Origin of the sequence: Streptomyces winkii (genome assembly GCF_032248595.1) — a bacterium.
GTDB lineage: Bacteria > Actinomycetota > Actinomycetes > Streptomycetales > Streptomycetaceae > Streptomyces > Streptomyces winkii.
Genome location: NZ_JASTTH010000002.1, coordinates 215,961 through 229,122, shown reverse-complemented (window position 1 = coordinate 229,122; position 13,162 = coordinate 215,961). Strand labels below are relative to the sequence as shown.

The window sequence follows — 13,162 nt, the reverse complement described above, 5'->3', positions numbered from 1 at the left end:
ATCCTCCGGTTCCCCGGGACCCCGCCGTCCCGCCGCCGACGCCCTGGACGCCCTGGGCATGGGCGCCCCCGCCCCCGATCCGGCCGACGCCTCACCGCACGCCTTCCCCGACGGCGGCACCTGGCGCACCGAAGTCCCCTCCTGCGAGGGGCCGGAGGCGCTGGCGACCGTGCTGAAGGAGGCGGCGGCCCTCGACGTGCCCGTGCACCGCATCAGCCAGGGCAGCGGCGTGTGGATGCTGACCGACGCGGAGATCACGGAGATGGTCGGCGCGTGCGCCCGGCAGGACGTCGAGCTGTGCCTGTTCACCGGCCCGCGCGGCACCTGGGACATCGGCGCCTCGACGCGTACGGACTCCGGCGGCGGCGGACTGCGCGCCCGCGGCCACGACGCGGTGGCGGGGTGCGTCGAGGACGCGCTGCGAGCGGCCGAACTGGGCGTGCGCTGCCTGCTGGTGGCGGACGAGGGCGTCCTGTGGACTCTCCACCGGCTGCGCGCCCGCGGCGACTTGCCCGCCGACACCACGCTCAAGGTGTCCGCGCTCGTGGGCCCGGTGAATCCGGCCTCGTACAGCGTGCACGAGCGTCTCGGCGCCGACTCGCTCAACATCCCGTCCGATCTGACGCTCGCGCAGATCACCGAGATACGCCGCGTCAGCGCGGCCCCGATGGACTTCTATCTGGAGGCCCCCGACGACCTCGGGGGCTATGTGCGGATGTACGACGCGGCCGAACTGATCCGGCGGGGCGCCCCGATCTACCTCAAGTTCGGGCTCAGCAAGGCCCCCGGCATCTATCCGTACGGCGCGCATCTGCGCGATCTGACGCTCGACACCGCGCGCGAGCGGGTACGGCGGGGCAGGCTCGCCCTCGATCTGCTCGCCCGGCTCGGCGCCGACGGCGGAATGTCACCGCCGGGTTCACGACTGCCCGGCACGCTCCAGCGTTTCCCCCTCCCCGAGAGGAACTGACACATGGGTACCCGCATCCCTCACCGAAGCCGGATCCGTTTCCGGATACCCGCTCCGTCACGGCGCCGCCGAAGCGCGCCCGTCGCCGCGCTCGCCGCAGCCGCGCTGCTGACGGCGTCACTCGCGGCCTGCGGCCAGGAGGCGAAGGGCGGCAGCCGCTACAAGGCCGAGAAGGGCAAGGGAGGCACGGTCGGACTGGCCATGCCGACCAAGTCCTCGGAGCGGTGGATAGCCGACGGCAAGAACATGGCGAAGCAGTTCAGGGCCGCGGGCTACAAGGCGGACCTCCAGTTCGGCGACGACAAGGTCGAGAACCAGGTCGCCCAGATCGAGAACATGATCGCCAAGGGGCACCGGCTGCTCGTCGTCGCCGCCATCGACGGTTCGGCGCTGACGGACGTGCTGCAGCGGGCGAAGGACGCAGGCGTCCCCGTGATCTCCTACGACCGGCTCATCCTGGGGACTCCGAACGTCGACTACTACGCCTCCTTCGACAACGAGCGCGTCGGCGAGCTCCAGGGCGGCTACATCGCCGACAAGCTGAAGCTGGACGAGAAGAAGGACGAGGAGTTCAACATCGAGCTCTTCGCGGGCTCTCCGGACGACAACAACACCAAGTTCTTCTGGGACGGGGCGATGAAGGTGCTGCGCCCGTACATCAAGAAGGGCCAGCTGAACGTCCGCAGCAAGCAGACGAAGATGAACCAGGCCACCACGCTGCGCTGGGACGGCGGCACGGCGCAGAAGCGGATGGACGACCTGCTCTCGAAGAACTACGGCTCCGAGGACGTCGACGCGGTCCTCTCCCCGTACGACGGCATCTCGATCGGCATCATCTCCGCGCTCAAGAGCGCCGGTTACGGCAGCGGCGACAAGCCCCTCCCCGTGGTGACCGGGCAGGACGCCGAGCTGGCCTCCGTGAAGTCGATCATCCGCGGCCAGCAGACGCAGACCGTCTACAAGGACACCCGCAAACTCGCCAAGCAGGCGGTGCAGATGGGCGACGCGGTGCTGACCGGCAAGAAGCCCGAGGTCAACGACACCAAGACGTACGACAACGGCAAGAAGATCGTGCCGTCGTACCTGCTGAAGCCGGTGAGCATCGACAAGTCCAACACCCAGCGGCTCGTCGACGACGGCTACTACACGGCTGGACAGCTCAAGTGACCGCCCCGGCAGAGCAGTCGGGCAGCGCGCCGGCGGATGCTGGCGGCACGGTCCTGGAGATGCGCGGGATCACCAAGACCTTCCCCGGCGTCACGGCGCTCTCGGAGGTCAATCTGACCGTGCGGGCCGGTGAGATCCACGCCGTGTGCGGCGAGAACGGCGCGGGCAAGTCGACGCTGGTGAAGGTGCTCAGCGGCGTGCATCCGCACGGGAGTTACGAGGGCGAGATCCTCTTCGGCGGCGAGCCCTGCGCGTTCAGGGACATCCGCGCGAGCGAGCAGCGAGGCATCGTCATCATCCACCAGGAACTCGCCCTGGTGCCCTACCTCTCCCTCGCCGAGAACATCTTCCTCGGCAACGAGCACGCGACCCGCGGCATCATCAGCTGGGGCGAGACGCTGCGGCGCGCGGACGCGCTGCTCAAGCGGGTCGGCCTGCCGGACAAGCCGCAGACGCGCATCGCCGACGTCGGCGTCGGCAAGCAGCAGCTCGTGGAGATCGCGAAGGCGCTGTCCAAGGAGGTGAAGCTGCTCATCCTCGACGAGCCGACCGCCGCGCTCAACGACGAGGACAGCCGCAAGCTGCTGGAGCTGATCCAGGAGCTGCGCGAGCAGGGCATCGCCTGCATCGTCATCTCGCACAAGCTGAACGAGATACGCCAGATCGCCGACTCCGTCACGATCCTGCGCGACGGCCGCACGATCGAGACGCTCACGGTGCGTGAACACCGCGGCGCCGAGCCGGAGATCTCCGAGGACCGCATCATCCGCGGCATGGTGGGCCGCGACCTCGACCAGCGTTTCCCGCCGCGCACACCGTACGAAGGGAAGGACGCGGGCCGGGTCGCCATGGCGGTCTCCGGCTGGACGGTGCGCCATCCCATCGACCACCAGCGCAAGGTCGTCGACGACGTATCGCTGGAGGTGCGGCGCGGGGAGATCCTCGGCATCGCCGGGCTGATGGGCGCGGGGCGCACCGAGCTGGCGATGAACGTCTTCGGGCGCTCGTACGGCGTGTACGAGCAGGGCACCGTCTCCGTGGGGGGCCGCGAAGTCCTCACCCGTACCGTGCCGGAGGCGATATCGCACGGCATCGCGTATGTGACGGAGGACCGCAAGACCTACGGGCTCAACCTCATCGACGACATCAACCGGAACATCTCGCTCGCCTCGCTGAGCGGGCTGACCCGGCGCGGCGTCGTCGACGAGCATGAGGAGCGGCGGGTCGCCGAGCGCTACCGGCGCTCGATGAACATCAAGGCGCCGACGGTCCACGAGCAGGTGCAGCGCCTCAGCGGCGGCAACCAGCAGAAGGTCGTGCTGAGCAAGTGGATCCACGCCGAACCCGAGGTGCTCATCCTCGACGAGCCGACGCGCGGCATCGACGTCGGCGCGAAGTACGAGATCTACACGGTCATCGACAAGCTCGCCGCCGACGGCAAGGCGGTGGTCTTCATCTCCTCCGAACTGCCCGAACTCCTGGGCATGTGCGACCGGATCTACACGATGTCGGCGGGACGGCTGACCGGCGAGGTCACGCGCGAGGAGGCGACGCAGGAACTCCTGATGCGGCACATGACCGAGTCCCTGGAGACCGGCGCGACCACCCGGGCGAGCACCGGCACGACGACGACAAGCACAACCACCCCCGCCGACGGCACGAGTGACAAGAGCTGAGGGCCGACCCATGACGACACCGACAGACACGCCCGCCCACACAGGTTCCGGTCCCGGGCCCGGCTCCGGTCCGGGCTCCGGCGGGGCCTCCTCCGGAGCCGGGACGCTCCTGATGGACGCCGTCCGCAACAACATGCGCCAGTACGGCATGCTCTTCGCGCTCGCGCTCATCGTCGTGCTGTTCCAGATATGGACCGACGGCTCTCTGCTGCTGCCGAACAACGTCTCCAACATCGTCCAGCAGAACAGCTACATCCTGATCCTGGCCATGGGCATGATGATCGTCATCATCGCCGGCCACATCGATCTGTCCGTCGGCTCGCTCGCCGCGTTCGTCGGCGCCGCCGCGGCGGTGATGATGGTCAAACACGACATGCCGTGGGTGCTGGCGCTGGTGCTCTCGCTGCTGATCGGCGCCGCCGCAGGCGCCTGGCAGGGGTTCTGGATCGCCTACGTCGGCATTCCGTCCTTCATCGTGACGCTGGCCGGGATGCTGCTCTTCCGCGGCGGCACGCAGATCCTGCTGGAGGGCCAGTCGATCGCCCCGTTCCCGAAGGGGTTCCAGGAGATCGCCCAGGGGTTCATCCCGGAGATGGGCCCCTACATCCAGTACCACAACCCCACGCTGGTCATCGGCCTCGTCGTGATCGCCTTCGTGCTCGTACAGGAATGGCGGGACAGGCGGCGGCAGTTGGCGTACGAGCTGGAGGTGCTGCCGTTCAATCTGTGGGTGCTCAAGTGCACGGCGATCGTGGCGGCCGTGGTGGCCTTCACGCTGACCCTGGCCAGCTACCACGGTGTGCCGGTGGTGCTGCTCATCATGTGCGTGCTGCTCATCGGGCTGGGCTTCGTGATGCGCAACGCCGTCGTGGGCCGTCATGTGTACGCGCTGGGCGGCAACAAGGCGGCGGCCAAGCTCTCCGGCGTGCGCGACAAGCGGGTCACCTTCCTCGTCTTTGTGAACATGGGCGTGCTGGCGGCGCTCGCGGGATGCGTGTACGCGGCGCGGCTCAACGCGGGCACGCCGCAGGCGGGCATCAACTTCGAACTGGAGGCCATCGCCGCGGCGTTCATCGGCGGCGCGTCGATGAGCGGCGGTGTCGGCACCGTGCTCGGTGCGGTCATCGGCGGTCTCGTACTCGGCGTCCTGAACAACGGCATGTCGCTGGTCGGCATCGGCACCGACTACCAACAGGTCATCAAGGGCCTGGTGTTGCTGGCGGCCGTCGGCTTCGACGTGTGGAACAAGCGTCGGGTCGGTTCCTAGGACCCCCCGCGGAGTCCCGCCTCCGTAGGGCGACCGCGAGGGCCGCACGGCACCACCGTGCGGCCCTCGTGCGTGGCGCCCGCACCCGCTGCCGCCGCGAACGGCCCTGTGCGACAGGCGAGTTGCCTACGTCAGGCGACGCCGAGGCTGACCTCGATGTTGCCGCGGGTGGCGTTGGAGTACGGGCAGACCTGGTGCGCCTTCTCCAGCAGGTCCTTGGCGGTGGCCTCGTCGACGTTCGGAATGTGCGCCTCCAGCGCGACCGTGAGGCCGAAGCCGCCCTCGGGTGTGCTGCCGATGCCGACGCGGGCCGTCACCGTCGACCCGGATATGTCGGCCTTCTCCTTGCGGGCCACGACGCCCAGGGCGCTCTGGAAGCACGCGCTGTAGCCGGCGGCGAACAGCTGCTCCGGGTTGCTGCCCTGACCGCTGCCCCCCAGCTCCTTGGGGGCGTTGACCACGATGTCGAGCTTGCCGTCGTCGCTGGCGACGCGACCGTCACGGCCGCCCTCGGCGGTGGCGACAGCGGTGTACTTGACGTCGATGGGCTGGATGGACATGGACTCTCCGTAGGTTGTCGCCGGGCGCCCGGAGGCGGCCCGGAGGTGGCTGAAGTTCTCTCAGTGGCTGTTCTGTCGGGTGGTTGTGCTGTCCGGGCGGCTGCGCTGCCAGGCGGGAGCGGGCCCGCGCCGGTGGGCGTGCACGCGGGTCAGTCCGCGAGGCTGACGATCATCTTGCCGGTGTTCTCCCCCTTGAGCAGACCGAGGAAGGCGTCCGCGGCCTGCTCCACACCCTCCACGACCGTCTCCCGGTACTTGAGTTCGCCCGAGCGGACCCAGGCCGAGACCTCCTCGAAGAACTGCGGCATCAGCTCCTGGTGATCCATCACCAGCATCCCCTGAAGGCGCAGCCGCTTGCCTATCACCATCGCCAGATTCCGCGGCGCGGCGGGCGGTTCGGTCGCGTTGTACTGGGAGATCATCCCGCAGATCGTGGCGCGGCCGTGCACGTTGAGCCTGTTGACGGCCGCCTCCAGGTGCTCGCCGCCGACGTTGTCGAAGTAGACGTCGATGCCGGCGGGGGCCGCCTCCTTCAACTGGTCGTTCACGGGGCCGGACTTGTAGTTGAAGGCCGCGTCGAACCCGTACTCCTCGGTGAGCAGGCGCACCTTCTCGTCCGAACCGGCGCTCCCGATCACTCGCGAGGCGCCCTTGAGCTTGGCGATCTGCCCGACCTCGCTGCCGACGGCGCCGGCGGCACCGGAGACGAAGACGGCGTCGCCCTTCTTCATGGACGCCACCTCCAGCAGGCCCGCGTACGCCGTGAGACCCGGCATGCCCAGCACGCCCAAGTAGGTGGTCAGCGGGGCCAGTTCGGCGGAGACCTTGGTGGCGTGCTTCGCCCGCAGGGTCGCGAACTCCCGCCAGCCCAGGTCGTGCAGCACATGGTCGCCGGGGGCGAAACCCTCGGCCTCCGAGGCCACGACGATGCCCACGGCACCGCCGGTCATCGGTGCGTCGAGCTGGAAGGGCGGGACGTAGGACTTCACATCGTTCATCCGGCCGCGCATGTACGGGTCGACGGAGAGATGGAGGTTGCGGACCAGGATCTCTCCCTCGCCGGGCGCCGCGACGGGACCTTCACGCAGCGCGAAGTCACTTGGAACCGGCCAGCCTTGGGGCCGGGAGACGAGGTGCCATTCGCGGCCGGCGGTGGGGAGGGACTCGGGCGAGCTCATGTGGGGGCCTCTCTATTTGTTTCAGGTACTGAAACAACCCTGCACCTTGATATTTCATGTTGTCAAGCAAAGAGCTAGACTGCCCGTATGGCCCCCCACACGAGCGCCGCCACCCGCAGAGTCGACCCCGACCCCGTCACACGGGAAGTCGTCGATCTGATCGGCACGGTCGTCGCCCGCTACCACGAGGAGTACGAGCTGGCCGCCGCCGATCACTCGCTGACCGGCGCCCAGGCCCGGGTCCTCGCGCTGCTCGCACGCGAGCCGACCCCGATGCGCCACGTCGCACGCCAGCTCAAGTGCGAGCCGTCGAACGTGACGGGGATAGTGGACCGCCTCGAATCCCGCGGCCTGGCCGTGCGCCGCCCCGACCCGGCGGACCGCCGGGTGAAGCTCGCCGCGGCGACGGACGAGGGCATCGACATGGCCCGACGGCTCCGCGCCGCCCTCGACTTCGCGCGCGAGCCGCTGGCCGGCCTGACCCCGGTCGAACGGACCATGCTGCGCGACCTGTTGCAGCGCATGCTCGGCGAAGAGCCCACGGAAGAGAGCTGACGCGGGCGCGGAACCGGCGTGCCGCGAGGGCGAGTTCGGGCGGCAGGGAACCAGCGGAGACCATGCCGGCACGGAGCAGGGCCCGGAAGCGCGCGGGACCGGGCGGGGCTCAGCCCTCGAAGGCCGGCTGCGGCAGCCCCTGACCGATCCCGGGCAGCACCAGCAGGGAGCCCGCGAGCGGTGTCGCGGAGGGGTCGGCCCCGGCGCTCGCGGTCGTCACGTACAGGTCCCGCAGATCCGCGCCCCCGAAGGCGCACGCGGTCGGACGGGGCACCGGCAGTCCGATCGTGCGGTCCAGCCGGCCCTCCGGTGTGTAACGGCGCACGGCGGCGCCGTCCCAGAGCGCGACCCACACGCAGCCCTCGGCGTCGACCGTCAGTCCGTCGGGATAGCCCGCGCCCTCTTCGATCTCGGCGAGCGGCCGCCTCCCCGTGACGTCCGCGCCGGAGGCACCGCCCTCGCCGGGCACGTCGAAGACGTCGATGCGCCGCGTCGGGGTGTCGTTGTAGTACATCAGCGAGCCGTCGGGGCTCCAGCCGATTCCGTTGCTGACCGTGACCTCCGGCAGCACCGTCACCGCCGAACCGTCACCGGTCACACGCTTGAGGTCGCCGCCGCCCGGCTGTTCGTCGTACGTCATCGTCCCTGCCCACAGGGCCCCGTCGGGGGCGACCGCCGCGTCGTTGCCGCGCCGCCCCGGCACGACCTCGCGGTGCAGCCACGAGAACCCGCCGTCCGCGGTGTAGAGGCCGACGCCGTCGCGGAGGTTGACGACGAGACCGCCGCCCGTCCTGGGCTTGGCGGCCCCCACATGCTGTTCGGTCGTCATCACCGTGCATGCGCCGTCGGACGGATCGAAGGTGTGCACACGGGAGTTGAGGATGTCCACCCATATCAGCCGCTTCCGCGCGCCGTCCCAGGTCGGCCCCTCGCCGAGCCAGGCCTGCGTCCGTACGGCCACCGCCACCTCTGCCGCCCGCGCTCCGCCCACACCGCTCACCCCTTCTTCTTTACGCGCGTCTTCCGTACGCGCCGCGTCCGTACGCTCGCCCTCCGCGCAGTCGTGTCCACGGCCGAGCCTGTGGCTTCCTACCCCGTCACCGGTGGCCGAGACGCCCGGACAGCTCCGCCGCGCCCTTGACCGCGAGCCCTTCCAGCTCGGCCCGCCGCTCCTCGCTCCAGCGGACCGTCGGCACGGAGATACTCAGCGCCGCGACGACCGTCCCGCTCGAATCCCGTACCGGCGCGGCCACACAGCTCACGTCAGGGTTGGACTCCTGCTGCTCCACCGCGACCCCGCGCTCGCGGACCTCTGCCAGAGCGGTGCGCAGGACGTCGGGTGAGGTGATGGAGGCGGGCGTCATCGCCGTCAGCGGACCGGCGCCCGAGAGCGTCTCCTCCAGCTCCTCCTCCGGCAGCGACGCCAGCAGCATCTTCCCCACGGACGTGCAGTGCGCGGGCAGCCGGCGCCCCGCCGCCGAGACCATGCGGACCGCGTGCGTGCTGTCGACCTTGGCGATGTAGATGACGTCGCGCCCTTCGAGGATGGCCACGTGGACGGTCTCGTCGCAGGTGTCGGCGACGCTGCGCGCCACCCGCTGCCCCTCGGCGGCCAGATCGAGCTGCTCGGCGTAGCGGCTGCCGAGCTGATAGCCGCGAACGCCGAGCCGGTAACGGCCCGGCTGGTCCGGCGGCTGCTCCAGATAGCTGCGGGCGGTGAGCGTGGTCACGAGTTCGTGCACCGTCGTACGGGGAAGCCGGAGCCGGCGGGTGATCTCGGGGGCCGAGAGAGTTCCCTCGCTGTCGAGGAAGAGTTCCAGCACGTCCAGGGCCCTGGTCACGGCCGGCACGAGACGACCCATGTCCCCGCCCCTCCCTCGCTCGCTTCGCGCGTTACCGCCGGTTCGAAATACCGACAAGTGGTCGGCATAGCGAACAGCCTAGCCACGGCCCCACGGGCCGACAATCCTCCGGGACCGGGGCCGACGGCGGCTACGCGGACTTACGCGTGCGGGCCGTCTTCTTCGCGGCGGTTCTGGCGGCAGGCTTCGATGCGGTCTTCGCCGCGGTCTTCGCCGCGGTCTTCGCGGGAGCCTTCTTCGTGCCGGGCGCGTTCTTCGCCGTCCCGGCCGTCTTCTTCGCCGCCGCGCTTTTCTTCGCGGACGTCCTGGACGGGGCCTTCGTGGCCGTCTTCGAGGCCCCGGTCGTCGAAGTCGCCCTCCGCGCGGGCGACTTCGAGGCGGGCTCCTTGCCCGCCTTGCCCGTCTTCCCCGCCGCCTTCTTCGCCGGTGCCTTCTTCGCCGCCGCCTGCTTCGCGGGTGCCTTCTTCGCCGTCGCCGAGGTCTTCTTACCGGCGGTCCTGGACGGGGCCTTGGCACCCGGCCGCTTCGCGCCGCGCTGCCTCGACAGCTCGTGCACGGTGGCGTCCTCCGCCTCGCCGCCGCCCTCCCCTCGGGACCGCCTGGCCGCCTGCACGCTGCTCTCCAGTACGGCCATCAGGTCCACGACCTGCCCCTTGCCGGGTGCGGCCGCCTCCTCGCCGAGGGCGGCGGTGTCCACTCCCTCGGCCTTCGCGGCGACGAGCTGTTCCACCGCCGCCCTGTACTCGTCGCGCAGCTCCGACCAGTCCAGCTCCCCCAGCGTCTCCATCAGGGTGTCGGCGAGATCCAGTTCGGCCTCGCGGATCGTGACGTCCTCCTCGGGCGCGACACCGCTCACCGACCGGATCTCCTCCGGCCAGAGCATCGTGTGCAGGGCGAGCACGTCCTCGTACACGCGCAGCAGCCCGAGACTCTCCCGCCCCCGCATCGCGAGCTTCCCGACGGCCACCTTGCCCGAGCGCTTGAGCGCCTCCCGCAGCAGCGCGTACGGCTTGGTGGCGGAGCGGCCGTCACCGGCCAGGTAGTACGAGCGGTCCAGCTGGATCGGGTCCACGTCCTCGGCCGGGACGAAGCCGAGGATCTCCACGGTCTTCGCGGTCGGCAGCGGGAGCGCGGCCAGATCGGAGTCCGTCAGCTGCACGGTCGTGCCGTCGCCGGTCTCGAACCCCTTGCCGATCTCCTCGCGCGGCACCTCGCGCTCCTCCAGCTCGCACACCTTGCGGTAGCGGATGCGCCCGCCGTCCGCCGTGTGCACCTGGTGGAAGGAGACGCTGTGGCTCTCGGTGGCCGAGACCACCTTGATCGGTATGGAGACCAGGCCGAAGGATATCGACCCTTTCCAGATGGATCGCATGGTTCGTCCCTTCCATGGGACTCTCAGGGTATGCCGTACACGGAGGTCGAGGGCCGCCGTCTCGCTCTCAGCAATCTCGACAAGGTGCTCTATCCGGCCACCGGATTCACCAAAGGTGAGGCACTGCACTATTACGTGACCGTCGCCGAGGCGCTGCTCCCGCATCTGCGGGGCCGCCCCGTCTCGTTTCTGCGGTATCCCGACGGCGTGGATTCCACAGCCTTCTTCGCCAAGAACGTGCCGCCCGGCGCCCCCGACTGGGTGACCGTCCGCGAGGTCACCACGGTCAGCAGCACGCCGCTGCGCCAGGTGCTCATCCACGATCTCGCCACCCTTGTCTGGGCGGCGAACCTCGCCGGGCTGGAGCTGCACACTCCTCAGTGGCGGGTCGAGCACGAGGCTCGGGCGGACCGGCTCGTCTTCGACCTCGACCCCGGCCCGGGAGCCGGCATCCTCGAGTGCCGCACCGTCGCGCTGTGGCTGCGGGAGCGGCTGGCGTCGGACGACATCACTCTGCTCCCGAAGACCTCCGGCGGCAAGGGGCTGCATCTGCTGGCGCCCATCGAGGTCACACCGTCCTCGTCCGTCTCCGCATACGCGAAGAAGGCCGCCCTGGAGGCCGAGGCGGCCATGCCCGACCTGGCGCTCAGCAAGATGGCCAGGGCGCTGCGCCCCGGCAAGGTCTTCGTCGACCACTCGCAGAACGCCGCGGCCAAGACCACCGCCGCGCCCTACACGCTCCGGGCCAAGCAGCGGCCCAGCGTCTCCACGCCGCTCACATGGGACGAGCTGATCGCGGCGCGGACCGCGGACGAACTGGTCTTCCTCGCCGAGCAGCTGCCCCTGCGGCTGGAGCGCGAGGGCGATCTGATGGCGCCGCTGCTCGATCCCGAACTGGTCCGCCCGCTGCCGGGTTCCTGAGTACGGCGCCGCGTCCGGCGGCACGCGCTGCGGGACGTTCGGCGCGCGACCGTACGCGACGGCGGGCGGCCGGAAGAAGTTCCGGCCGCCCGCCGTCGCGTGGGGTTCGTACGGGGCTATTTGCTGCCGCTGCCCCAGTCGTCGTCCATAGGCGTTCTGTGGTCGCGGAGCGAGCGGACCCGCTCGTTGACCGATTCCGGCAGCCGGTGCCCGACCTTCTCCGTGACGACGCCCGCCGCCTTCGAAGCGGCTTCGCGGCCGGTCTGCGCCGCGCTCTCGGTGGCGTTGCGCACGGCGGGGTTCTCGGCCAGCCGCTGTGCGGTCTCCCGCAGTCGTTCGTAGCGCTCGCGGCCGGCACGCGTACCGAACACGTACCCGACGGCAAGCCCAGCGACGAACGTGAGCCGGTAGCGCATGGCTCCACCCTTCTCTCGGATCTCTCGGTTCAATCGGTTACCCGGAGGGCGCGGGGCCGAACCGATACCGATTTCGGAGTACCCCCTGGCATGCGCTAATGTATGCCCGCGGCAAGGGAACGCCGCCCATGGCCAAGTGGGCGCGTCCGAGCAGCGCATTCCCGTGTAGCTCAATCGGCAGAGCAGCCGGCTGTTAACCGGCAGGTTACTGGTTCGAGTCCAGTCGCGGGAGCAACCGAAAGAGCCCTCCACGGGGCTCTTTTTCTTTGCCGGGCAAGTCCGTTGGGACGGGCGGGAACCGATGACAGGGTGCCCGCAGTCCTCCCTCCCGTACGGCAACCCCCGGCAGGGGCGGGAGATCGTATGAGCAGCTATGCTGCGGCAGACGCGGGCGCGCACAGATGTGCGTGACCCGGCGAACGGGGCGGTAGCTCAGCCGGTTAGAGCAGCGGACTCATAATCCGTCGGCCGTGGGTTCGAGTCCCACCCGCCCCACGACCTCAGAGGACGCGTGTCCGCGGAGAGCACGGACCGGGCCGGTCGTTGCACGGGACGTCTCGTCCCGTGGTTCCGGCCGGTTTTCCAGTGGCCGTCCGGCGGTCCCGGCAAGCGGGTCTCCGTCGGCCGGGACCGTGTTTGCGGGTGGCAACTCCGCGGGTGCGGAGACGCGCGGCGAGTACAGCGTTCTCAGGGACGGCGTGAGCGTCTCCGGTGTGCTGTGCCGGCCGTCCGCTTCCGCGTGGTCGGGCCCAACTGCGCTGATCTGCGGGGAGTTCACCGTGCGGTGCCGTTGCCCTCCCCTCATCCGGGACGGGAGTGGCCGCGCGCTACCATCCCGCGATGGTCATGGACATCGCCACGTTTCTCCTCGCCGCCACCGGCGCCGTGCTCGCCATCGTCCTGATAATCAAGCAGAACGACCTCGAGCGCAGGGCCACCGCGCTGCGGCAGGACGTCGCCGTGATCCTGGACCACTTGGGCATCAGCGGGCGCGGTCCCAGCATCGAGAAGGTGAGCGCGCTGGCGGCGGAGGGCAAGAAGCTCGAAGCGATCAGGATGTACCGGGAGATCACCGGCGCCAATCCCGTGGAGGCGAGGGAGGCCGTCGAGCGGGCCATGGACAAGGGCAGCGCGGACGACGATACGGATGGCACCAAGGGCGATGGCACGAAGGGCGAAGGCAGCGCGGGCGAAGTCTGAGGCCTGCCACGCCTGTTC

General features: G+C 69.9%; 13 protein-coding genes and 2 tRNA genes. 9 read left to right on the top strand and 6 right to left on the bottom strand.

What is annotated here, in order from left to right:
• Positions 1-58: 58 nt before the first annotated feature.
• Genes QQM67_RS05365 through mmsB form a run of 4 tightly spaced genes read left to right on the top strand, consistent with a single transcriptional unit; the run spans position 59 to position 5,080 of the window.
• Positions 59-970: a hypothetical protein gene (locus QQM67_RS05365; protein WP_314172982.1), complete on the top strand. Its 912-nt coding sequence runs from the start codon at positions 59-61 to the stop codon at positions 968-970.
• Between the two features lie 3 nt (positions 971-973).
• A complete protein-coding gene (gene chvE / locus QQM67_RS05360) occupies positions 974-2,137 on the top strand; it encodes a multiple monosaccharide ABC transporter substrate-binding protein (protein WP_314172424.1) in 1,164 nt (387 codons plus the stop codon).
• Between the two features lie 59 nt (positions 2,138-2,196).
• Positions 2,197-3,813, top strand: coding sequence for a multiple monosaccharide ABC transporter ATP-binding protein (mmsA, locus tag QQM67_RS05355; protein ID WP_314172981.1), 1,617 nt, complete (start codon positions 2,197-2,199; stop codon positions 3,811-3,813).
• A 10-nt stretch (positions 3,814-3,823) separates the two neighbouring features.
• Positions 3,824-5,080 carry a multiple monosaccharide ABC transporter permease gene (gene mmsB, locus QQM67_RS05350; RefSeq protein WP_314172423.1) on the top strand — a complete coding sequence of 419 codons (1,257 nt, stop codon included), beginning with the start codon at positions 3,824-3,826 and terminating at the stop codon, positions 5,078-5,080.
• 131 nt (positions 5,081-5,211) lie between these two features.
• Here mmsB and QQM67_RS05345 read toward each other — a convergent pair whose 3' ends face one another.
• Entirely contained in the window at positions 5,212-5,640 is a 429-nt protein-coding gene (locus tag QQM67_RS05345; RefSeq protein WP_314172422.1) for an organic hydroperoxide resistance protein, read from the bottom strand.
• A 149-nt stretch (positions 5,641-5,789) separates the two neighbouring features.
• A complete protein-coding gene (locus QQM67_RS05340) occupies positions 5,790-6,818 on the bottom strand; it encodes an NADP-dependent oxidoreductase (RefSeq protein WP_314172421.1) in 1,029 nt (342 codons plus the stop codon).
• Between the two features lie 87 nt (positions 6,819-6,905).
• Between QQM67_RS05340 and QQM67_RS05335 the strand changes: the two genes are divergently transcribed.
• The gene (locus QQM67_RS05335) at positions 6,906-7,373 is read left to right on the top strand and encodes a MarR family winged helix-turn-helix transcriptional regulator (protein ID WP_314172420.1); all 468 of its coding nucleotides are present in this window, start codon (positions 6,906-6,908) and stop codon (positions 7,371-7,373) included.
• A gap of 109 nt (positions 7,374-7,482) precedes the next feature.
• Here the strand turns inward: QQM67_RS05335 and QQM67_RS05330 are convergent, their stop codons facing one another.
• From QQM67_RS05330 to ku, 3 genes are all read right to left on the bottom strand, one after another.
• Entirely contained in the window at positions 7,483-8,373 is an 891-nt protein-coding gene (locus QQM67_RS05330; protein ID WP_314172419.1) for an SMP-30/gluconolactonase/LRE family protein, read from the bottom strand.
• Positions 8,374-8,470: 97 nt separating this feature from the next.
• Positions 8,471-9,235, bottom strand: a complete 765-nt coding sequence (locus tag QQM67_RS05325; RefSeq protein ID WP_314172418.1) for an IclR family transcriptional regulator — start codon at positions 9,233-9,235, stop codon at positions 8,471-8,473.
• Positions 9,236-9,365: 130 nt separating this feature from the next.
• On the bottom strand, positions 9,366-10,607 hold the full coding sequence (gene ku / locus QQM67_RS05320; protein ID WP_314172417.1) for a non-homologous end joining protein Ku: 1,242 nt from the start codon (positions 10,605-10,607) through the stop codon (positions 9,366-9,368).
• 30 nt (positions 10,608-10,637) lie between these two features.
• On the opposite strand from ku, the gene ligD reads away from it, so the two are divergent.
• Positions 10,638-11,528 carry a non-homologous end-joining DNA ligase gene (ligD, locus tag QQM67_RS05315; RefSeq protein WP_314172416.1) on the top strand — a complete coding sequence of 297 codons (891 nt, stop codon included), beginning with the start codon at positions 10,638-10,640 and terminating at the stop codon, positions 11,526-11,528.
• Between the two features lie 116 nt (positions 11,529-11,644).
• Here the strand turns inward: ligD and QQM67_RS05310 are convergent, their stop codons facing one another.
• On the bottom strand, positions 11,645-11,944 hold the full coding sequence (locus QQM67_RS05310) for a YtxH domain-containing protein (protein ID WP_314172415.1): 300 nt from the start codon (positions 11,942-11,944) through the stop codon (positions 11,645-11,647).
• 159 nt (positions 11,945-12,103) lie between these two features.
• Between QQM67_RS05310 and QQM67_RS05305 the strand changes: the two genes are divergently transcribed.
• The 3 genes from QQM67_RS05305 (at position 12,104) to QQM67_RS05295 (ending at position 13,144) form a co-directional block, all read left to right on the top strand.
• Positions 12,104-12,176 (top strand) — tRNA-Asn (locus QQM67_RS05305).
• A gap of 189 nt (positions 12,177-12,365) precedes the next feature.
• A tRNA-Ile gene (locus tag QQM67_RS05300) sits at positions 12,366-12,439 on the top strand.
• 345 nt (positions 12,440-12,784) lie between these two features.
• Positions 12,785-13,144: a hypothetical protein gene (locus QQM67_RS05295; protein WP_314172414.1), complete on the top strand. Its 360-nt coding sequence runs from the start codon at positions 12,785-12,787 to the stop codon at positions 13,142-13,144.
• Positions 13,145-13,162 lie beyond the last annotated feature (18 nt).